This is a genomic window from Actinomycetospora sp. C-140, from assembly GCF_054796175.1.
Window position 1 is genome coordinate 251698 of record NZ_JBTWNF010000004.1, and the last position, 17989, is coordinate 269686.

Annotated in this window: 19 protein-coding genes; 13 read left to right on the plus strand and 6 right to left on the minus strand. The window is 72.7% G+C overall.

Going from position 1 to position 17989, the window contains the following annotated elements; genetic code table 11:
* Window positions 1–11: 11 nt before the first annotated feature.
* Complete coding sequence (locus tag ACR9E3_RS09100; RefSeq protein WP_460379909.1) at window positions 12–905, plus strand: NAD(P)H-binding protein; 894 nt, start codon at window positions 12–14, stop codon at window positions 903–905.
* Between the two features lie 142 nt (window positions 906–1047).
* Entirely contained in the window at window positions 1048–2367 is a 1320-nt protein-coding gene (gene fucP, locus ACR9E3_RS09105; protein ID WP_460379910.1) for an L-fucose:H+ symporter permease, read from the plus strand.
* A gap of 6 nt (window positions 2368–2373) precedes the next feature.
* On the opposite strand, the gene ACR9E3_RS09110 is transcribed toward fucP, so the two are convergent.
* Window positions 2374–2907: a glutathione peroxidase gene (locus ACR9E3_RS09110; RefSeq protein WP_460379911.1), complete on the minus strand. Its 534-nt coding sequence runs from the start codon at window positions 2905–2907 to the stop codon at window positions 2374–2376.
* 153 nt (window positions 2908–3060) lie between these two features.
* Here ACR9E3_RS09110 and ACR9E3_RS09115 point away from each other — a divergent pair, with 153 nt between their 5' ends.
* From ACR9E3_RS09115 to ACR9E3_RS09140, 6 genes are all read left to right on the plus strand, one after another.
* Window positions 3061–4359 (plus strand): enolase C-terminal domain-like protein, encoded by a 1299-nt coding sequence (locus ACR9E3_RS09115; RefSeq protein WP_460379912.1) that lies wholly within the window; start codon window positions 3061–3063, stop codon window positions 4357–4359.
* Entirely contained in the window at window positions 4356–5075 is a 720-nt protein-coding gene (locus tag ACR9E3_RS09120; RefSeq protein WP_460379913.1) for a FadR/GntR family transcriptional regulator, read from the plus strand. Before ACR9E3_RS09115 ends, ACR9E3_RS09120 begins: the two co-directional genes overlap by 4 nt.
* Complete coding sequence (locus tag ACR9E3_RS09125) at window positions 5072–6388, plus strand: MFS transporter (protein WP_460379914.1); 1317 nt, start codon at window positions 5072–5074, stop codon at window positions 6386–6388. Before ACR9E3_RS09120 ends, ACR9E3_RS09125 begins: the two co-directional genes overlap by 4 nt.
* Window positions 6385–8088 carry an IlvD/Edd family dehydratase gene (locus tag ACR9E3_RS09130; protein WP_460379915.1) on the plus strand — a complete coding sequence of 568 codons (1704 nt, stop codon included), beginning with the start codon at window positions 6385–6387 and terminating at the stop codon, window positions 8086–8088. Before ACR9E3_RS09125 ends, ACR9E3_RS09130 begins: the two co-directional genes overlap by 4 nt.
* A 21-nt stretch (window positions 8089–8109) precedes the next feature.
* Complete coding sequence (locus tag ACR9E3_RS09135; RefSeq protein ID WP_460379916.1) at window positions 8110–8871, plus strand: dihydrodipicolinate synthase family protein; 762 nt, start codon at window positions 8110–8112, stop codon at window positions 8869–8871.
* A gap of 214 nt (window positions 8872–9085) precedes the next feature.
* On the plus strand, window positions 9086–10027 hold the full coding sequence (locus ACR9E3_RS09140) for a cytochrome c oxidase assembly protein (protein WP_460379917.1): 942 nt from the start codon (window positions 9086–9088) through the stop codon (window positions 10025–10027).
* A 12-nt stretch (window positions 10028–10039) separates the two neighbouring features.
* Here the strand turns inward: ACR9E3_RS09140 and ACR9E3_RS09145 are convergent, their stop codons facing one another.
* On the minus strand, window positions 10040–11476 hold the full coding sequence (locus ACR9E3_RS09145) for a DUF1996 domain-containing protein (RefSeq protein ID WP_460379918.1): 1437 nt from the start codon (window positions 11474–11476) through the stop codon (window positions 10040–10042).
* Window positions 11477–12201: 725 nt separating this feature from the next.
* Here ACR9E3_RS09145 and ACR9E3_RS09150 point away from each other — a divergent pair.
* Window positions 12202–13392 (plus strand): FAD-binding domain, encoded by a 1191-nt coding sequence (locus ACR9E3_RS09150; RefSeq protein ID WP_460379919.1) that lies wholly within the window; start codon window positions 12202–12204, stop codon window positions 13390–13392.
* A gap of 3 nt (window positions 13393–13395) precedes the next feature.
* A complete protein-coding gene (locus tag ACR9E3_RS09155) occupies window positions 13396–14013 on the plus strand; it encodes a TetR/AcrR family transcriptional regulator (RefSeq protein WP_460379920.1) in 618 nt (205 codons plus the stop codon).
* Here the strand turns inward: ACR9E3_RS09155 and ACR9E3_RS09160 are convergent.
* Complete coding sequence (locus ACR9E3_RS09160; protein WP_460379921.1) at window positions 13967–14476, minus strand: methyltransferase family protein; 510 nt, start codon at window positions 14474–14476, stop codon at window positions 13967–13969. The genes ACR9E3_RS09155 and ACR9E3_RS09160 overlap by 47 nt on opposite strands.
* 362 nt (window positions 14477–14838) lie before the next feature.
* On the opposite strand from ACR9E3_RS09160, the gene ACR9E3_RS09165 reads away from it, so the two are divergent.
* The 3 genes from ACR9E3_RS09165 to ACR9E3_RS09175 all read left to right on the plus strand — a co-directional run bounded on the left by ACR9E3_RS09165 (window position 14839) and on the right by ACR9E3_RS09175 (window position 16372).
* Entirely contained in the window at window positions 14839–15306 is a 468-nt protein-coding gene (locus ACR9E3_RS09165; RefSeq protein WP_460379922.1) for an MmpS family transport accessory protein, read from the plus strand.
* 555 nt (window positions 15307–15861) lie between these two features.
* A complete protein-coding gene (locus ACR9E3_RS09170; protein WP_460379923.1) occupies window positions 15862–16077 on the plus strand; it encodes a hypothetical protein in 216 nt (71 codons plus the stop codon).
* Window positions 16070–16372, plus strand: a complete 303-nt coding sequence (locus ACR9E3_RS09175; RefSeq protein ID WP_460379924.1) for a hypothetical protein — start codon at window positions 16070–16072, stop codon at window positions 16370–16372. The genes ACR9E3_RS09170 and ACR9E3_RS09175 overlap by 8 nt, the downstream gene beginning before the upstream one ends.
* 10 nt (window positions 16373–16382) lie before the next feature.
* Here ACR9E3_RS09175 and ACR9E3_RS09180 read toward each other — a convergent pair whose 3' ends face one another.
* The 3 genes from ACR9E3_RS09180 to ACR9E3_RS09190 all read right to left on the minus strand — a co-directional run bounded on the left by ACR9E3_RS09180 (window position 16383) and on the right by ACR9E3_RS09190 (window position 17977).
* A complete protein-coding gene (locus tag ACR9E3_RS09180) occupies window positions 16383–16679 on the minus strand; it encodes a putative quinol monooxygenase (protein WP_460379925.1) in 297 nt (98 codons plus the stop codon).
* 179 nt (window positions 16680–16858) lie between these two features.
* Window positions 16859–17428 carry a DUF305 domain-containing protein gene (locus ACR9E3_RS09185; protein ID WP_460379926.1) on the minus strand — a complete coding sequence of 190 codons (570 nt, stop codon included), beginning with the start codon at window positions 17426–17428 and terminating at the stop codon, window positions 16859–16861.
* Window positions 17429–17530: 102 nt separating this feature from the next.
* A complete protein-coding gene (locus ACR9E3_RS09190) occupies window positions 17531–17977 on the minus strand; it encodes a DUF6153 family protein (RefSeq protein WP_460379927.1) in 447 nt (148 codons plus the stop codon).
* Window positions 17978–17989 lie beyond the last annotated feature (12 nt).

Sequence of the window (17989 nt, forward strand, 5' to 3'; positions counted from 1 at the left end):
GGTGGAGCCCCGTGGATCACGACGAGGACGAACGGGCGAGGCCGACCGTGGCCGTCACCGGGACGACCGGGGCCCTGGGGAGCCGGATCGCGCGCCACCTGGCGGGACACGGCGTGCCGCAGCTCCTGCTGGGGCGGGACGTGGCGAGCATCCCCGAACTGACCGGCGCGCAGCGCCGCGGTCCGGCGCCCTACGACGACGAGGCCGCCCTGCGTCCGGCGCTCGACGGGGCGTCGACGCTGGTCCTGGTCTCGGGGCGCCCGCTCGGTCGCCGGCTGGAGGAGCACGCCACGGTGGTCGCGGCGGCGCGGGAGGTCGGCGTCGAGCGGGTCGTCTACGTCTCGCTGCTCGGCGCGGGCCCCGACGCGACCTACCGCAACGCCCGCGACCACTGGCTCACCGAGCGCTTCCTCGCCGACTCCGGGGTGCGCCACACCGTTGTCCGGGCGGGCATCTACGCCTCGACCCCGGCCTCGCTCGCGGACGACGACCTCGTCGTGCGCGGACCCGCGGGCGCGGGTCGGGCCGCGTTCGTCGCCCACGAGGACATCGCCGCGGTCATCGCCGCGGTGGTCCGGGACGACGGCGTCGCGTCGGTGCACGACGGGCGGACGCTGGAGGTGACCGGCCCCGAGGCGATGACCCTCGCCGAGGCGGTCGGGCAGATCGCGGTGGCGACCGGGCGGCCCTACCGCTACGAGCCCGAGACCCCGGAGCAGGCGTTCACGCGACGCCGCCGCCTCGGGCTCTCCGGCGAGCAGACCGAGGCCTGGATCTCGTGGTACCTCGCGATCGCCGGCGGCGGGCTCTCGACGGTCACCGACGTCGTGCCCCGCCTGACCGGATCGCCGGCGACCCCGGTCGCCGCCATCGACTGGTGGCCGCCGCCCGGCCGGGCGAGCTGATCGGCGAAAAGCGGAATCCTTGCCGCACCGAGCAATCCCGAGTTACGTTGCGTAGCTAACTGGCGACGGCGCGTGGAGTGGGTCGATGCTGATCAAGAATCCCGCGAAACAACTGGACTCCGGTTATCTCGATCGGACACCGTTGTTCCAATTCGTCCTGCTGTCGTTGCTGTTCCCGATGTGGGGCGCCGCCGCCGGGCTCAACGACATCCTGATCACGCAGTTCAAGCACGTCTTCGTGCTGTCCGACGCGGCGACGGCGTTCGTGCAGTCGGCGTTCTACGGCGGCTACTTCCTGATCGCCATACCGGCGTCGCGCATCGTGCGACGCACGTCGTACAAGGTCGGCGTCCTGATCGGCCTGTCGGTCTACATCATCGGTTGCGGGCTGTTCTTCCCGGCCAGCGGACTCGCGACCTACGGGATGTTCCTGTTCTGCATCTTCGCCATCGCGATCGGGCTGAGCTTCCTGGAGACCAGCGCGAACACCTATTCGTCGATGCTCGGGCCGCGCCGGACCGCGACCCTGCGGCTGAACATCTCGCAGACCTTCACCCCGATCGGCAACCTGCTGGGCGTGATCCTCGGCAAGTACCTGATCTTCAGTACCGGGGACTCGATCCAGGCGCAGCTGGATGCGGCGCCGACGCCCGAGGCGAAGCTGGCGCTGGGCCACGACCTGCTGCAGAACACCCTGCTGCCCTACAAGTACATCCTCATCGTGCTCGTCGTCCTGCTCGCGCTGTTCCTCATCACCGAGTTCCCGCGGAGCAAGCCGCGGGGCGAGGAGGCGGAACGGCCGGCCGGACTGGCCGAGACGTTGCGGGTGCTCGGTCGCACCGCGCAGTACCGCAAGGGCATCGTCGCGCAGTTCCTCTACGTCGGCCTGCAGACGGCGGTCTGGTCGTTCACGATCCGCGTGGCCCTGGAGCTCTATCCCGGCATGAACGAGCGCGAGGCGACCAACTTCATGATCGCCGGGTTCACGTGCTTCCTCGTCGGGAAGTTCGTCGCGAACGCCCTCATCGCGCGGTTCTCGGCCGCGCGGGTGCTGGTGGTCTACTGCGGCATCGGCGCCGGGTTGCTGGTCGTGGCCGCCTTCGGCCCGGCCGCGTCGGCGATCTGGTTCGTGATCGCGTCCAACCTCGTGATGGGCCCCTGCTGGCCGACGATCTTCGGGCAGACCCTCGACACGATCGGTGACAAGCGCTACCAGGAGACCGGCGGCGCGATCCTGGTCATGGCCATCGTCGGCGGGGCGGTCGTGCCGGTGGTGCAGGGCGGGGTGTCCGACGTCCTCGGGTCGCTGCAGATGTCGTTCGTGGTGTCCGCGATCTGCTTCCTCGGGATCCTGCTCTACTTCCGCAGCAACCTGCGCCACGACGTCACCGACGACGCGCCGACACCCGCGATGGCGGCGTCGGGTGACGGTGACGGGGTGCGCGGCGACGACCGCGCATGAGTCGGGCTACAGCAGCGCCTCGAGGTCGGCGGCGATGTCCTCGGGGGCCACCGGTGGCTCGTAGCGCCGGACGACGCGACCGTCCCGGTCGACGAGGAACTTCGTGAAGTTCCACCTCACCTCGTCGGCCCCGGCGTCGGGGCGCAGCCGGTGGATCGCGTCGTAGAACCCGCCGTAGGCCGGGCCGAAGTCGCCGGGTGCCTCGGCACGCAGGAACCCGAACAGCGGCGCGGCGTCAGGACCGTTCACGTCCACCTTGGCGAGCACGGGGAACGTGACGTCGTAGGTGGTGCGGCAGAACTCCTGGATCTCCGCGTCGGTCCCCGGCTCCTGGTCCATGAACTGGTTGCTCGGGAAGCCCAGGACGGTCAGGCCCCGATCCCGGTACCGGCGCTGGAGGGCCTCGAGACCCTCGTACTGCGGCGTGAGCCCGCACTTGCTCGCCACGTTCACCACCAGCAGCACGCGCCCGGCGTACCGCCCGAGCGGGGTGGCCAGGCCGTCGGCGTCGGAGACGGTGAAGTCGTGCACGGTGGTCATCGCTCTCCCGGTGATCGCGGTCGTCGCCACGTTCTACGCCTCCGGCTCTCGTCGCCTCTAGACATCTGATGTCTGGCGCTGGCACCGTGAGGTGGAGGCCATGTGAGCCGCGTCGCAGCCCGCATCGGTCGCCGAGAGATCAGAGGTGCGGGCATGGACGGGGTCATCGTCGACGTCGAGACCGTCGACCTCCGCTTCCCGACGTCACGGGCGCTCGACGGGTCCGACGCCGTGAACGAGGCGCCGGACTACTCGGCCGCCTACGTCGTCCTGCACACCGACGTCGGCCTCGAGGGGCACGGCTTCACCTTCACGATCGGGCGGGGCAACGAGCTCGCGGTCGCGGCCGCCGAGGCGATCGGCCGCCGGGCGCGGGGGTGGCCGATCGCCGAGCTCGTCGCCGACCCGGGGGCCTTCTCGCGGCACCTCCAGGCCGACAGCCAGCTGCGCTGGCTCGGCCCGGCCAAGGGGACGATCCAGCTCGGGCTCGCCGCCGTCGTCAACGCGGCGTGGGACCTCATCGGCAGGGCCACGGGCCGGCCGGTGTGGAAGGTCCTCGCCGACATGAGCCCGCAGCAGATCGTCGACCTCGTCGACTGGCGCTACCTGCGCGACACCCTCACGCCCGAGGCCGCGCTGGAGATGCTGGAGAAGCAGGTCCCGGGGCGCGCCGAGCGCGAGGCGGTGCTGCGCGAGGAGGGCTACCCGGCCTACACCACGAGCGCGGGCTGGCTGGGCTACGACGACGAGAAGCTCGTGCGGCTGTGCCGCGAGGCGGTGGCCGGGGGCTGGGAGTCGATCAAGCTCAAGGTCGGGGGGAACCTCGAGGACGACGTCCGCCGCTGTGCGCTCGCCCGCGAGGTCCTCGGCCCGCGGGGCCGGCTGATGATCGACGCCAACCAGGCGCTCGGGGCCGGCGACGCGGTGCGGTGGATGGAGGTGCTGGCGCCGTCGGACATCTGGTGGTTCGAGGAGCCGACCAGCCCCGACGACGTGCTCGCCCACGCCGCGATCGCGCGGGCGATCGCGCCGACCCGCGTGGCCACCGGCGAGCACGCGCACAACGCGGTGATGTTCAAGCAGTTCCTGGCCGCCGGCGCCATGGGCGTCTGCCAGGTCGACGCGGCCCGGCCGGGCGGGGTCGACGAGGCCGTCGCGGTGCTGCTGCTCGCCGCGGCGCACGACGTGCCGGTCTGCCCCCACGCCGGCGGGGTCGGGCTGTGCGAGCTCGTCCAGCACCTGTCGATGTTCGACTACGTCGCCGTCAGCGGCTCCCGCGAGGATCGGATGATCGAGTATGTCGACCACCTCCACGAGCACTTCGCCGACCCGGTCCGGATGCAGGGCCCGGCCTACTCGCCGCCCACGCGGCCGGGCTACAGCGCCGAGATCCTGGCGGAGACCCGAGCCGCGTACGCCTTCCCCCACGGCGCGGTCTGGGCGGGACCATGACGCCGGCGACGGAGCGCGCGGCCGACAGCGTCGTCGACCGCGTCATCGGCGCGGTGGTCGCCCGGGTCGAGAGCGGGGAGTTCTCGGCGGGGGAGCGCCTGCCGCCGGAGGCCGACCTGGCCGCCCAGCTCGACGTCTCGCGCCTGTCGCTGCGCGAGGCGGTGCGCGCCCTGGTCGGCGCCGGGGTGCTGGAGGTGCGCCGCGGGTCGGGCACGTTCGTGACCGATCTGCGCCCCGACCGCCTCGTGCGAGCCTCCGGCACGTTCCTCGACCTGGTCGGAGAGCAGGGGGTCGCCGAGCTGTTCGAGTGCCGGCGGGTGCTCGAACCGGGGGTGACGGCCCTCGCCGCGACGCGCATCGACGAGACCGCCCTGCAGGACCTCCAGGACCGGCTCGACCGCATGCGCGGCCTCCATGAGCCCGAGCGTCTCGTCGCCGAGGACCTCGACTTCCACGCCGCGATCGCCACCACCGCCGGCAACGCCACCCTCGCGGCGCTGACCGGCGCTGTCGCCGGGCGCACCGCCCGCGTGCGGATCTGGCGCGCGGTCGTCGAGCACGACGTCCTGTCCTGGACCCACGACCAGCACACCGCGATCCTGCGCGCCCTGCGCCGCCGCGACTCGCTCGCGGCCTGGACCGCCGCCACCACGCACGTCACCGAGGTCGAGGAGTGGGTCCGCGCCCACCTCGACCGGAGAGGTGGGCAACGATGACCACCGCAGACGCCGGCACCGCGACGCCGATCGGGCGCACGCGATGGCTCCGGCTCATCCCCGTGGCCGTGATCGTCTACGTCATCTCGTTCATGGACCGGACCAACATCAGCTTCGCGTTCTCCGGCCTGGGCCAGGAGCTGGGGATCGACAAGGCCCAGCAGGGTCTCGCCGGAGGCATCTTCTTCATCGGCTACCTCGTGCTCCAGATCCCCGGCGGGCACCTGGCCGAGCGGTGGAGCGCCAAGAAGTTCGTCGCGATCATGATCGTCGCTTGGGGCATCTTCGCGGTGCTCTCGGGTGTCGTGCAGGACTTCGGCCAGCTGCTGGTGGTGCGCTTCCTGCTGGGCGTGGCCGAGGGCGGCATCTGGCCGGCGATCCTCGTGCTGATCAGCCACTGGTTCCCGACCGAGGAGCGCGCCCGGGCCTTCGGCATCTGGATGATGAACATCCCGCTGTCCTCGATCATCACCGCGCCACTGTCGGGCTGGATCCTCTCGTTCTCCGACTGGCGCGGGCTGTTCTTCATCCAGGGCGCGCTGCCCTTCGTCATCGCCCTGCCGCTGTGGCTGTGGCTGGTCGCGGACCGCCCCTCCCAGGCGAAGTGGGTCGGGTCGGCCGAGCGGGAGTGGATCGAGCGCTCGCTCGCCGAGGACGAGAAGGACGCCCCGGCGTTCGCGGGCTACGGGCAGGTGTTCCGCTCCGGCGTCGTGTGGCGCCTGGTCGTCGTGTACTTCCTCATCCAGGTCGGCTTCTACGGTCTGACGCTGTGGCTGCCGACGCTGCTCAAGGCCACGACCGGCGGCAACAGCGTGCTCGTCGGCTGGCTCACCGCCATCCCGTACGTCGTGGCCGCCGTCGCGATGTACCTCAACGCCCGCGCGGCCGACCGCAACCGTCGCTACGGCTTCCACGTGTTCGTCTCGCTGGTCGTCGGTGCCGTGGCTCTCGTCGCCTCCGTCGCGCTGGGCAGCATCCCCGTGCTGTCCATCGCCCTGGTCTGCGTGGCGACCGCCGGTGTGCTCGCCTACGACGGACCGTTCTGGGCCAGCGCGTCGCTTGCGGTGCCGGTCGCCCTGGCCGGCGGCGCGATGGGGCTCGTCAACGCCCTGGGCAACCTCGGCGGGTTCGTCGGGCCCTACCTCGGCGGCTACCTGCAGGACCTCTCGGGCGGCAGCTTCCTGTCCACCTCGATCGTTCTCGCGGTCGCGTTGGTGCTCGGTGGCCTGATCATGATCACGCTGCGGGGCCGGGCGAACCCGGGGTCCTCCGCCCTGCCCTCGGCGACCGCGGACGCGGGAGGTCGGCGATGAGCGGACGCAGCACGGCGTGGTTCGGCGCCGAGGGCCGGTCGGGGATGATCCACCGCTCCTGGATGCGCAACCAGGGCGTCACCGACGAGGTCTTCGACGGGCGCCCGGTGATCGGCATCGCCACGACCTGGTCGGAGCTGGTGCCCTGCAACGCCCACCTGCACCGCGTCGCCGAGGCGGTGAAGCGGGGGGTGTGGCAGTCCGGCGGGTTCCCGCGGGAGTTCCCGTGCACCGGGCTCGGCGAGACGCTGCTGCGCCCGACGGCGATGCTCTACCGCAACCTCCTGGCGATGGAGGCCGAGGAGCTGATGCGGGCCAACCCCCTCGACGGGCTGGTGCTGCTCTCCGGCTGCGACAAGACGACCCCCGGCCTGCTCATGGCCGCGTCCAGCGTCGACATCCCGGCGATCATGGTGACCGGCGGGCCGATGCTCAGCGGCCGGTACCAGGGCCGCCAGCTCGGCTCCGGCACGCAGGTGTGGCGCTTCGAGGAGGAGCTGGCCGCCGGGACGATCACCCAGGCCGAGTGCGCCGTCGCCGAGGGCGCGATGGCCCGCTCGCCCGGGCACTGCATGACGATGGGCACCGCGTCGACCATGGCCTGCCTCGCCGAGGCGCTCGGGATGCAGCTGCCGTACTCGGCCACCTGGCCCGCCGTCGACGCGCGGCGTGACCAGACCGGACAGCGGGCGGGACAACGGGTCGTCGAGCTCGTGGAGGCCGACGCCCGGCCGTCGTCGATCATGACGCGGGAGGCGTTCGAGGACGCGGTCCGCGTCAACGCGGCCATCGGCGGCTCCACCAACGCCGTCATCCACCTGCAGGCGATCGCCGGCCGGCTCGGCGTGCCGTTCTCCCTCGACGACGTCGACGCGCTGGGCCGCGACGTGCCGACGCTGGTCGACCTCGAGCCGTCCGGCCGCTTCCTCATGGAGGACCTCTGCTACGCCGGCGGCCTGCCCGCGGTCATGCGCGAGATCGCCGACCTGCTGCACCTCGAGCGCCCGACCGTCGGCGGCACGATCAAGGACGCGATCGCGGACGCCGCGTGCTGGGACCGCGAGGTCATCCACCCGTTCGACCGGCCGATGGCGCCGCCGGGCAGCGGGACCGCCGTGCTGCGGGGCAACCTCGCGCCCGACGGCGCGGTGATCAAGCAGTCGGCGGCGTCGCCGGACCTGCAGCAGCACCGCGGCCGGGCGCTCGTGTTCGAGTCGCCGGAGGAGTACCGCGCGGTGAGCGACGAGCTCGACGTGGATCCCTCCACGGTCCTGGTCCTGCGGAACAACGGGCCCCGCGGGTATCCCGGGATGCCCGAGGTCGCGAACGTCGGGCTCCCGCGCAAGCTGCTCGAGCGCGGGGTGCGCGACATGGTGCGCGTCAGCGACGGGCGGATGTCGGGCACGGCGTACGGCACGGTCGTGCTGCACGTCGCCCCCGAGGCCGCGGTCGGCGGCCCGCTCGCGCTCGTCGAGTCCGGGGACGAGATCGAGCTCGACGTCCCCGGCCGCCGCCTGACCCTGCACGTCGACGAGGACGAGCTCGCCCGCCGCCGCGAGCGGTGGCGGGCGCCGGTCGCGGCGGAGACCCGCGGCTGGACCCGGCTCTACACCGAGCACGTCCTGCAGGCCGACCAGGGCGCCGACCTCGACTTCCTCGTCGGCGCGAGCGGCGCCGACGTCCCCCGCGAATCCCACTGACCTTTCCGAGGAGGACCCGTCATGGAACCCGTCTTCACCGGCGTCGGCGTCGCCCTGGTGACGCTGTTCGACGACCGCCAGCAGCTCGACGCCGACGGCACGGCCGGGCTGGCCGCGGAGCTGGTCGGGCTCGGCGCCGACGCGCTCGTCGTGGCCGGCACCACCGGCGAGGCCGACGCCCTCGACGACGACGAGCGGCTGGCGCTGTTCACCGCCGTGCGCGCCGCGGTCGGGGACACCCCCGTCGTCGGCGGCACCGGTGCCGCGTCGACACATCAGGCCGCGCGGCTGACCGCGCGGGCCGTCGACACGGGCGTCGACGCGGTCATCGCGCGGACCCCGCGCGGGCTCGCCGACCCGTCCGGCTACTACCGCTCGCTGGCCGCCGCGGCCGGGGAGACGCCGGTGCTCGCCTACCACTTCCCGGCGGTCTCCCCGCCCGGCATCCCCGTGGAGACGCTGCCGTTGCTGCCCGTGGCAGGTGTCAAGGACTCCTCGGGCGACCCGACCCGCCTGCTCGCGACCGTCGACTCGTACGCGGGACCGGTGTGGACCGGCAACCCGGCGCTGATCCACATGGCCGGGGCGCTCGGCTGCGCCGGCGGCATCCTCGCGCTGGCCAACGTCGCCCCCGAGCTCTGCGCCGCGGCGTTCGCCGGTGACGCCGACGCCATGGCCTCGTTCACCCCCACCCATCTCGCCTGCGAGCGCGACTTCCCGCGCGGGGTCAAGCAGCTCGTCGCGAAGCGGTTCGGGACGAACGAGACGGTGCGGATGGGCTGAGGGACCGGAGCGGGCACTCCGAGACCGGCCGGGCCACGGGCCCGCTGCTCCGGGCCCGACGCGTGCGGCGGTACGCGGCGACGCTCCCGGCGTCCCTCCCCGCACCCTCGTCGGAGGTCGTCGCGGCACGGTGACGAGGTCGCGTGCGGCAGCCCTGTTCCGTGGCGGGCCGAGGGGGTAATCCCGCGGTCGGCACGGAGACGGGGAGGTGCTGATGGGCTGGCCGGGGTGGGGAGCCCTGCTGACGACGTGGCAGCCGTCGTGGGCGGTCGACGCGGTGGTGCTCGTCGCCGCGGTGGCGTACGGAGCCGGGGTGCGCCGCGCCGGGCGCGCGGAGATCCCGTGGCCCCGGGGCCGGACGGTCGCGTTCGCCGCGGCACTCGTCGGACTCGTCCTCACGTTCGACTCGGGCATCGCCGTCGGGAGCCACGCCTCCTTCGGGGTCCACATGGTCATGCACCTGATGCTGATCATGGTGGTGCCCGCGCTGTGGGTGGCGGGAGGTCCAGCGGAGCTCCTCCGCCTCGCCGGGCCGCCTCGCGGGCGCGCCGCCGTCGAGTCCTTCAACGCCTCCCGCGTCGGACGAGGGATGTTCCACCCGGCCACGGTGCTCGTCGTCTACGGGCTGGTCGTCGCGCTGACCCACCTCACGGGCTTCATGCAGGCCATGGCGGACAGCATGGCGCTGCACCACCTCGAGCAGGCGCTCTACCTCGGCGCCGGGCTGCTGTTCTTCGCCACCGCCCTGGGTGCCGATGCCACACCGTCGCGGCCCTCGTTCCTCGGCCGGTTCGCGTTGATGATGCTCGCGATGGGCGTCGACACCCTCGTCGGGCTCGTCCTGCTCCTGTCGCCCCGTTCGCCGTTCCCCGCGTATGAGCTCACCGACGTGCGCGTCGGCGGCGCCCTGATGTGGGCGGGAGGAGACGCGCTGATGATGCTCGTGATCGTCGTGCTCGCCCGCTGGTGGGTGCGCTCGTCCGGCCGCGGCCCCGAGCTCGGCCCCTGGCTGGAGTCGGTGCGTCGCGACGCGCTGGGCCTCGGGACCGGGCCGGGCCCGGGTCGTGGAGAGCCGGAGGACGGTGTCGACGACGACGAGGAGTCGCTCGCCGCGTACAACCGCATGCTCGCCCGTCTCCACGACCGGGAGCGGTGACCCGCTCGGCGATCAGCAGGTCTGCCCGTCGTTGATGCACCGCACGGCGCGGTCCATCAGGTCGTCCGGCATGAGGTTGATCGAGCTCGCGTGGTCGGTCTCCGGGGCGTGCTGCTGGTCGGGGAACGAGTCGAGCGCGAACGCGCGGCCGTCGGGCCGGTCGTAGGTCAGCGTCATCCGCAGCGCGGGGACCGGCTCGGTGCCGTCGGCGCACGACCCGTCGTCCTCGGGGAACGCGATGTGCGCGCGGTGGTCGTCGGAGTCCGTGTTCTCGCCGTCCCAGCAGCTGGGGAAGTCGAGGATGCGCACGAGCTTGCTGCCCTGCGGGCAGAGCGGGTAGCGCGTCGTGGTCCGGTCCTCGAACCCGGTGCAGGTCCACCGCGCGTTGGCGTTGGCGTCGCCGTTCGTGACCGCCTTGGCATCTCCGGTGGCCAGGCGCAGTCCCTGGGGCGCGGCGACGACGTCCTCGGTCGGGTTGCCGTGGAACGTCAGGTCGACCGAGCCGGCGGGCAGGATCGACCCGAAGTTCCCGTCGAGCCCGCCACCGTCGTCGAAGGCGTCCGGCCCGGTGCCGTTCAGGTCGCGGATCACGGGCCAGTAGTAGGTCGACCGGTCACCGTTGGTGCAGGTCGTGGACGCGTCCCGCAGCTCGTCGTCCGAGGACGCGAACGTCGTGGCGGTCGTGCCGACGTAGTCGTGGACGTGCTGGGCGGCGTTGCGCTTGCCCGGCCCGAGCACGATGTTGTCGCTGTTGCGGTGGGCGCCGTCGGCGTTGGTCCCGCAGTCGACGCGGAAGGTGCCGGCCGCCGAGAACCGACCACCGCGTCCGCCGCCGGATCCGGGCTCGACCTCCCGGATGTCGACGAAGTCGGAGGCGTCGGGCGGCGAGGCCTTGTCGCGGCCCTTGAACTGCTCCTCGTCTCCGCCGTTGTCCTGGCCGTTGTCCTGGCCGTTGTCCTGGCCGTTGTCCTGGCCGTTGTCCTGGGCCTGGGCGTCACCGCCGTCGCCGCCCCGGTCCTGGTCGGCGTCCTGGCCCCGGTCGTCGCCGGATCGGTCGTCGCCGGACTGCTCGTCGCTGGACTGGCCGTCGGCGGACTCGGAGCCCTCGTCGGAGCTCTGGTGGTCGGAGCTCTGGTGGTCGGAGCCCTGGTCGTCGCCGGACTGGTCGTCGCCGGGCTGGTCGTCGCCGGACTGGTCGTCGCCGGACTCGGAGCTCTGGTCGTCGGAACCCTGGTCGGTGCTCTCGTCGGAGCCCTGCTCGTCGTGGCCGTCTGCGCCGAGCGATTCGGTGAGGCTGCTGACGAGTCCGGAACCGTCGGACGAGTCCGATCCGGTGTGGGCCGATGCCGAGCCGGCCGCGACGACGATGCCGCCGGTCACGAGCACGGCGGCGGCCGCCGCGACGATGCGGACGGGTCCGGTGGTGCGGTGTCTTCCGCGTCGGGGCACGGGAACCTCCTGGCCGTCTCGACGCGGGCACGGCTGGACGTCCAGAGGGAGCCCGTCCCCGCGCTCGAGGTTGCGGTTGTCCTGTCAGATCGTCGGGGCGAGCGGCGAGGCTCGGTGGTCCGACGGCGAGCGACGGTAGGAACGTCGCGGGCGGGTCGGGTCGGTCCTGAGAGAAAAAGGCAGCCGGTCGCGTTCGCGGGTCATGCGAGCGCGATGAACGGCGTCGGCGTACTGCGAACAGCGGTACCTGTCGGAAATCACTCCACGGGCTCTCAGGAGAACGTTCGGCGTTCGTCAGAAAACTGCAAGCTTCGCCGCTGAGCTCGTTCGGCCGAACTCATCGTCAGGAAATCGCAAGGTGCACGCGAGGCGGTGTGTGCATTCGTCGCGTGCGGTCAGCTCTCGCGTGACGACGGTTCCTGAGGTGGGCTCGGGAGAGGTGTCGTCGGCGCGCTACGGGTGGGTGCCGCGTGCCCGCACTCCGCGTCGCGCCACCGTGTCGCGGGCGGTGGGCACCGGTCGCCGTCGGGCAGGTCGCCCAGGAGATCGCGCAGGTTGCCCAGCAGGCTCATCGGTGGGCCCTCCCTCGTCGGCGGCGCGTCTCACGGGACCACCGGTGGCGTGAGTTCCGCGGACGGGGCGCCTTGCCACGGTCTGACGATCGATGTCGTCGATGTTAGACTGACGGTCGAACCGGCGGTCTTCGACCTTCGGGAGGAGTGGTGATGAAGGTGCTCGTGGTAGGGCTCGGGATTGCGGGCCCGACGCTGGCCTTCTGGTTGCGCCGGGCCGGGCACGAGGTCGTGCTCGTCGAACAGGCGCCCGCGCCCCGCCGCGGCGGGCACCTCGTCGACTTCTGGGGTGCCGGCTTCGACGTGGCCGGGAGAATGGGCATCGTTCCCGAGCTGCGACGGCGCGGGCACCGCTTCACCGAGGCGCGCGGGGTCACCTCGAGCGGGCGCCGGTTCGCGTCCTTCACGCCCTCGGCGCTCTTGAGATCGGACGACCGGTACGTCAGCATCGCCCGCTCCGATCTGGCCGCGACGATCTACGAGGCTCTCGGGGACCGAGTTGAGACAGTCTTCGGTGACACTGTCGCGGCGTTGGCCGACGACGGCGACCGGGTGCACGTGACCTTCGCGAGCGGACGCCGGGACGAGGTCGATCTCGTGGTCGGGGCCGACGGTCTCCACTCGGCGGTACGCCGCCTGGCGTTCGGGCCCCAGCAACGGTTCGAGGACCACCTCGGGATCGTGGTGTCCGCCTTCGAGGTGCGTGGGTACCGCCCACGGAACGATCTCGTCGCGATGATGTACGCGGAGGTCGGTTTCCAGCTGGTCCGTCTGTCGCTACCGGACGACGTCACGATGTTCCTGATCACGCTGCGGCACGAGGGCGAGCTCCCGGAGGGCGACGTGCACGCCCAGCAGAGGCTGCTGAGCGACCGACTCACCGGGCGGGGCTGGGAGACCACGGCTGCGCTCGAGGCGATGTCCTCGGCGGACTCGTTCTACATCGACCGGGTGAGCCAGATCCGGATGCCGACGTGGAGCCGCGGACGGATCGGGCTCGTCGGTGATGCGGCCGCCTGCCCGTCGTTGCTCGCCGGCCAGGGCTCCGCACTGGCGATGGTCGAGGCGTACACGCTCGCGGCCGAACTGGCTCGGTGCGACGGCGACCACGGCGCGGCGTTCCACCGTTACGAGACCCGGCTGGCACCGTTCGTGCGCGCGAAGCAGGACGCCGCGCGCGGACTGGGTCTGGCCTTCGCGCCGAGGAACAGGACGCAGCTGGTGATGCGGAACGCGACGATGAGCGTGATGGGGTTGCCCGGCGTCGCCGATCGCGTCATGCGCCGCAGCTTCCACGACACCGTCGAGCTGCCCGAACCGGCGACGTCCGGGTCGGCGCTCTGAGGCATGGTCCGACCGCGCTTCCGCAAGCTCCCCGCGGCGCAGCAACAGACGATCGTGCGTGCCGCGGTCGAGGAGTTCGCCGCGCACGGCTTCCACGACGGGTCGCTGAACCGGGTCATCGACGCCGCAGGGGTGTCGAAGGGGTCGATGTACTACTACTTCGACGGCAAGGAGGACCTCTACGCCTACGTGACCCGACTCGAGTTCGAACGGCTCTTCGACGAGGTCGGATCCCTAGGGCTGTCGACCCTCGGAGATCGTGACGCGTTCTGGGAGGCGGTGGAGCGCTACTACGGCGACCTGATGGCGGCGTTCACCGCCTCCCCGCAGCTGGCGGCGCTGACGCGGGGGTGGCTGGCCGCCGCGGCGAACCCGGCCCTCCGCACGGCACAGCAGGAGCTCGAAGCGCTGACGCTGCCCTGGATCGAGCGAACCCTCGCCGCGGGACAGGACGTCGGCGCGGTCCGCGCCGATCTGCCGTCGGGCCTGCTGATCGGCGTGGTGGTGGGGATGGGTCAGGCGATGGACACCTACCTCATCGCCGAGGACCCCGGAGACGACCGCCGCCGGGAACTCATCCACGCCTTCGTCGGGATGATGCGCGGCGCACTGCAGCCCTGAGTCGTGGCCCCGGCCCGCGGTCCGAGCGCGGGGCGGGCAGCCCGAGCCACCGCGGCGTCCGAAGGAGGTAGCGCTGGTAGGTGCTGCCGAAGAGGGCGGCGAGATGGCGTTCCTCGACCGGGACCCACCAGGCGAGAGCCCCGGCGGCGCCGGTGGCCGACGCGGCCGCCGGCATCGAGCGGCGTGCGCACGCCAGCCCGCTCAACAACGCCAGGTACCCGAGGTACTGGGGATGCCGGCTCCAGACGTGGACACCGCCGCGGACGACCCGATCGTCGCCCATCCCCGAGACATGGCCGGTGCCGGTGAAGCGGCGCATACCGGCCACGCTCGTCGCCGCACCGACCGCAGCGAGCCCATAACCCGTCACCGTGATCGTCCCGCTGCGGGCCGGACGCCGCCCGGAGCGCGCGACGAGAAGGCCCACCAGGGCGGCGGCGTGGGCCACGTAGGTGGTGTACATCCAGGCGACGGTGGGGCCCGACAGCCTTCCTCCGGTCTGCACTTCCCGGCGCATGCGGGGGAGGAGGGCCGCAGCAGAGATCCCGGACGCGGCGGACCCCACCGCTGCCGCTGACGGGAGGGCGAACGTCAGCGACCCGCAAGGTCCGCTGCCGGACGTCGGGCGGTCGGCGTTGAGAAGGTCGATGTGTGGACGATCGGCCCGGTGTGCGCCCCGCCCGCCGGATGAACCCGGCCGTACCCGGAGCCCCGTCGCGCCGTGATGCCCCCGGGGACCGCGGCCACCGTGCCGCGCCGGAAGCGATGGAGGAACGGGCGCGCCCGGTACCCGGCGTCCCCCCGGTCCCCCGGGACATCCCCCTCGTGACGCGGGCCGAGTCCCCGCCCGAGGAATCACCCGCGGCCGGCCCGCGCCGCCGCGTGTCGCTCTTCGTCGCCGGAGCCGTCGCCGCGGTGCTGCTCGGGCTGGTGCTCGGTGCGGTCGTCGCGCGTGCGCCGTGGGCGACGGGGACGACGACGCCTCCCTCGGTCGCGCCGGCCGTCGCTCCCGCCGGGGTGCGCTACGAGGTGACCGGCGGGGCGGCCCGGGCGTTGGTGACCTACGGCCACGACGGTGACGTCACCCGGGGGAACGGCGCGCAGCTGCCGTGGAGCGACGTCGCACCGCTCGACGGGGACGGGACGGGCACCTACGCGCTCACCGTCCAGGCCGTCTCCGACGCCGGTGAGCGCATCACCTGCCGCATCACGGTGGACGGCCTCGTCGTCGCGGAGCGGACGTCCTCCGGCCGGTCGTCGGCGGTCGCGTGCTTCGGCGAGGCCGGCCGGTAGAGCGGACGCAACGGTCACGTCCTCTGCGGTCGCCGTTCTCGCGTGGCCCGGAGGAGTGTGGCCGGCGTCGAGAGGCCGGCACGAGCGCCCTCGCTGATCGGACGCACCGTCTTCTCGATCTGCCTCCGAAGCAGTCGTGGACTCATCGGTGCGAGGTGCGCACGCTCGAGATCGAGCCGCACGATCGGGAGGTCGTCGGGAGTGCCGGCCGCGAACCCGGTGAAGACGCTGCGATTCTCGAAGCATCTCGAGCGGAGTCGCCGCCCTCCCGGCGGCGAGCCCGCACAGCCGACGTCACCGTTCGAGAGTTGCGCGGCATGACCGACCACCTGGAGGAAACCCGGCGGGACATCGGGATGCAGGCACGGCTCACGTCACGCGGAGCACCGCACCGGCGCGACCCGCTGGACGAGGAGCTGCGCGACGAGCATCTGGCGTGGATGCGCGACCTCGAGTCGTCGGGACGGCTCTTCGCGGCCGGTCCGCTACTCGGGGAGTCCGGCGGCTTCCCGGGAAGCGATGCTCTAGCGCACCGAGATACGTACGCTGGTGTGCATGGCCGAGCGCATCACGGTGAGCTTCGACGAGTCGGTGGCGAGACGGGTGCGGCAGTGCGGCGAGAGGACGCGCGGAGGAGCGTCCGGCTACCTCGAGCGCCTGGTCCGGCAGGACGAGCTGCGTGAGGCCTTGAAAGCCCACGGTCGGTGGTTCGCCGCGCATCCGGGTTACGAGGGCGACGCCCAGGACGAGGCCGCCGCGTCGCATGCGTAGGGGCGGGGTCTGGCAGTACAGCGGACTCCTCGGCCGGCGGGGACAGTCGGACAAGCGGCTCGTCGTGTCCGCCGACCTGCTCAACGAGAGCGATGACGTGGCCACCTGCTACGCGCTCCACGTCGTGGATTCCGATCCCGGGTCGCTCCTGGCCGTGGAGACGGCCTGGGGGTGGGCGTCGGTGCTCCTGCTCGACCGCCCCCCGCGGTCCATGCTCACCGACCGGCTCGGGGAGGTCACCGCCGAGCAGATGGACGCCGTGGACAACGCCCTGCGGGCCGTCCTCGAGCTGTGAGGGCGGTCGGTCAGCTCGCCGGCGTGGCCTCCCAGAACGCCCATTCCGGATCGGCCGTCACCGCGCCCGCGCCCACGAGGCGCAGCACCTCGGCGACCTCGGGCTGCGAGTTCTGGCGGTCGAGCGCGTCGCGGGCCTCGAACACCTCGACGACCACGAAGGCGTCCGGGTCCGTGATGCTGCGCGCGACATCGAAGTGGACGACGCCGGGGAGCGCCCGGCTCGGTGCCTCCACGGCCGCCATCGCCCTCGCGACCTCGTCGCTCCACTCCGGGTGGCAGCGGATCCTGAACCGGGCAACGATCATGGCGTATCTCCTCGTCTCCCCGGTGCCGGCCGGGCTGCGACCGGCACCCCGGCGAGCAGTGTGCGACGCGTCCGGCCCGGCGGGCGAGCGGCCTGATGCCTCGCCGAGATCAGGAGCGCCTCACGCACCGCGGACGACAGGCTCGGGTGCGTGAGGTGCAAGTGATCTCTCGGACCCGGTCAGACCCGGGCGAGCATGCCCTGCATCTCGGCGATCTCACGCTGCTGGGCCAGCACGATTGCTGCGGCGAGCTCCACGGCCCGGGGGTTGCGCCCCTGGGCCTGCTCGGTCTGGGCCATCTGCACCGCGCCGGTGTGGTGCTCGATCATCATCTGCAGGAACATCCGGTCGAACGCCGGCCCGGACTGCGCGCCGAGCTGCTGCATCTGCGCGTCGCTCATCATCCCGTGCATCGGCATGGCCGCCATCGAGCCGGACGGCGCGGGTGGGGCGCCCCAGGCCGCGAGCATCTGGTTCATCTGCTCGATCTCGGGTCCCTGCTCCCGGCCGATCCGGGTCGCGAGGTCCCGGACCTCGGGCGCCGTCGCCCGCTGCGCGGCCGGCGCCACCATGGCGAGGGCCTGTTGGTGGTGGGGGATCATCCCCTGGGCGAACGCGACGTCGGCCGCGGTGTGCTCGGTCGGGATCGGCGTCGACGCGGCGGGCGCCGCAGTGGGACCGGCGCATCCCGCGGCGAGCAGGACGGCCGTGGTGGCGGCGAGGACGCCGCCGACGAGACGGATACGCATGGAGGTACTCCTTCGGCAGGACACCGGTGATCGGTGCCGGGGCAGGACGCGACGCCGCGGCGCGATCACGCCGCGAGGGCGGACGCGCGCGGAACGGGCGACCTACAGCCGGAGGACCTGGAGCTCGGCGAGCCGCGACGGAACGGGAGGTGGGCGCGGGACGGCGGCGATGTGGGTGGCCCCCGCGCCGAGGCGTGCGGGGACGCACCGCCACCACGCCGCCAGGAGGACCAGGACGAGCAGGAGCACGACCGCCCCGGCGAGCGCGGCGAGGCACAGGTGCAGCATCGCCGCGGCGTGATCGTGACCGCCGCCGCCGCCGGCGTGCTGGTGCAGCGCGGCGGTCGACGGTGCACCGTGGTCACCCGGGTGCGCGACGGCGACGACGGTGCCCGCCGGCGGCGTGTCCGGTGCCGCGTGCTGGTGGGCGCCGACCACGTGGTGCATGAGGACGATCCCGAGCGCGACCACGAGGAGCGCGAGACGCCGTGGCCACACGGCGCCCAGGCCTCCCGGCGCACGCCGTGAGCTGCCGAGTCGCCGGACCACGCGGCGACGGTA

Bases quoted from the DNA above. Each gene is read 5' to 3' on its own strand.
- ACR9E3_RS09140 (WP_460379917.1), top strand. From the start codon at position 9,086: ATGGGCTGGCCGGGGTGGGGAGCCCTGCTGACGACGTGGCAGCCGTCG.
- ACR9E3_RS09120 (WP_460379913.1), top strand. From the start codon at position 4,356: ATGACGCCGGCGACGGAGCGCGCGGCCGACAGCGTCGTCGACCGCGTC.
- ACR9E3_RS09125 (WP_460379914.1), top strand. From the start codon at position 5,072: ATGACCACCGCAGACGCCGGCACCGCGACGCCGATCGGGCGCACGCGA.
- ACR9E3_RS09155 (WP_460379920.1), top strand. From the start codon at position 13,396: ATGGTCCGACCGCGCTTCCGCAAGCTCCCCGCGGCGCAGCAACAGACG.
- ACR9E3_RS09160 (WP_460379921.1), bottom strand. From the start codon at position 14,476: ATGTACACCACCTACGTGGCCCACGCCGCCGCCCTGGTGGGCCTTCTC.
- ACR9E3_RS09115 (WP_460379912.1), top strand. From the start codon at position 3,061: ATGGACGGGGTCATCGTCGACGTCGAGACCGTCGACCTCCGCTTCCCG.
- ACR9E3_RS09185 (WP_460379926.1), bottom strand. From the start codon at position 17,428: ATGCGTATCCGTCTCGTCGGCGGCGTCCTCGCCGCCACCACGGCCGTC.
- ACR9E3_RS09110 (WP_460379911.1), bottom strand. From the start codon at position 2,907: ATGACCACCGTGCACGACTTCACCGTCTCCGACGCCGACGGCCTGGCC.
- ACR9E3_RS09175 (WP_460379924.1), top strand. From the start codon at position 16,070: ATGCGTAGGGGCGGGGTCTGGCAGTACAGCGGACTCCTCGGCCGGCGG.
- ACR9E3_RS09170 (WP_460379923.1), top strand. From the start codon at position 15,862: ATGGCCGAGCGCATCACGGTGAGCTTCGACGAGTCGGTGGCGAGACGG.
- ACR9E3_RS09180 (WP_460379925.1), bottom strand. From the start codon at position 16,679: ATGATCGTTGCCCGGTTCAGGATCCGCTGCCACCCGGAGTGGAGCGAC.
- ACR9E3_RS09130 (WP_460379915.1), top strand. From the start codon at position 6,385: ATGAGCGGACGCAGCACGGCGTGGTTCGGCGCCGAGGGCCGGTCGGGG.
- ACR9E3_RS09135 (WP_460379916.1), top strand. From the start codon at position 8,110: ATGGAACCCGTCTTCACCGGCGTCGGCGTCGCCCTGGTGACGCTGTTC.
- ACR9E3_RS09150 (WP_460379919.1), top strand. From the start codon at position 12,202: ATGAAGGTGCTCGTGGTAGGGCTCGGGATTGCGGGCCCGACGCTGGCC.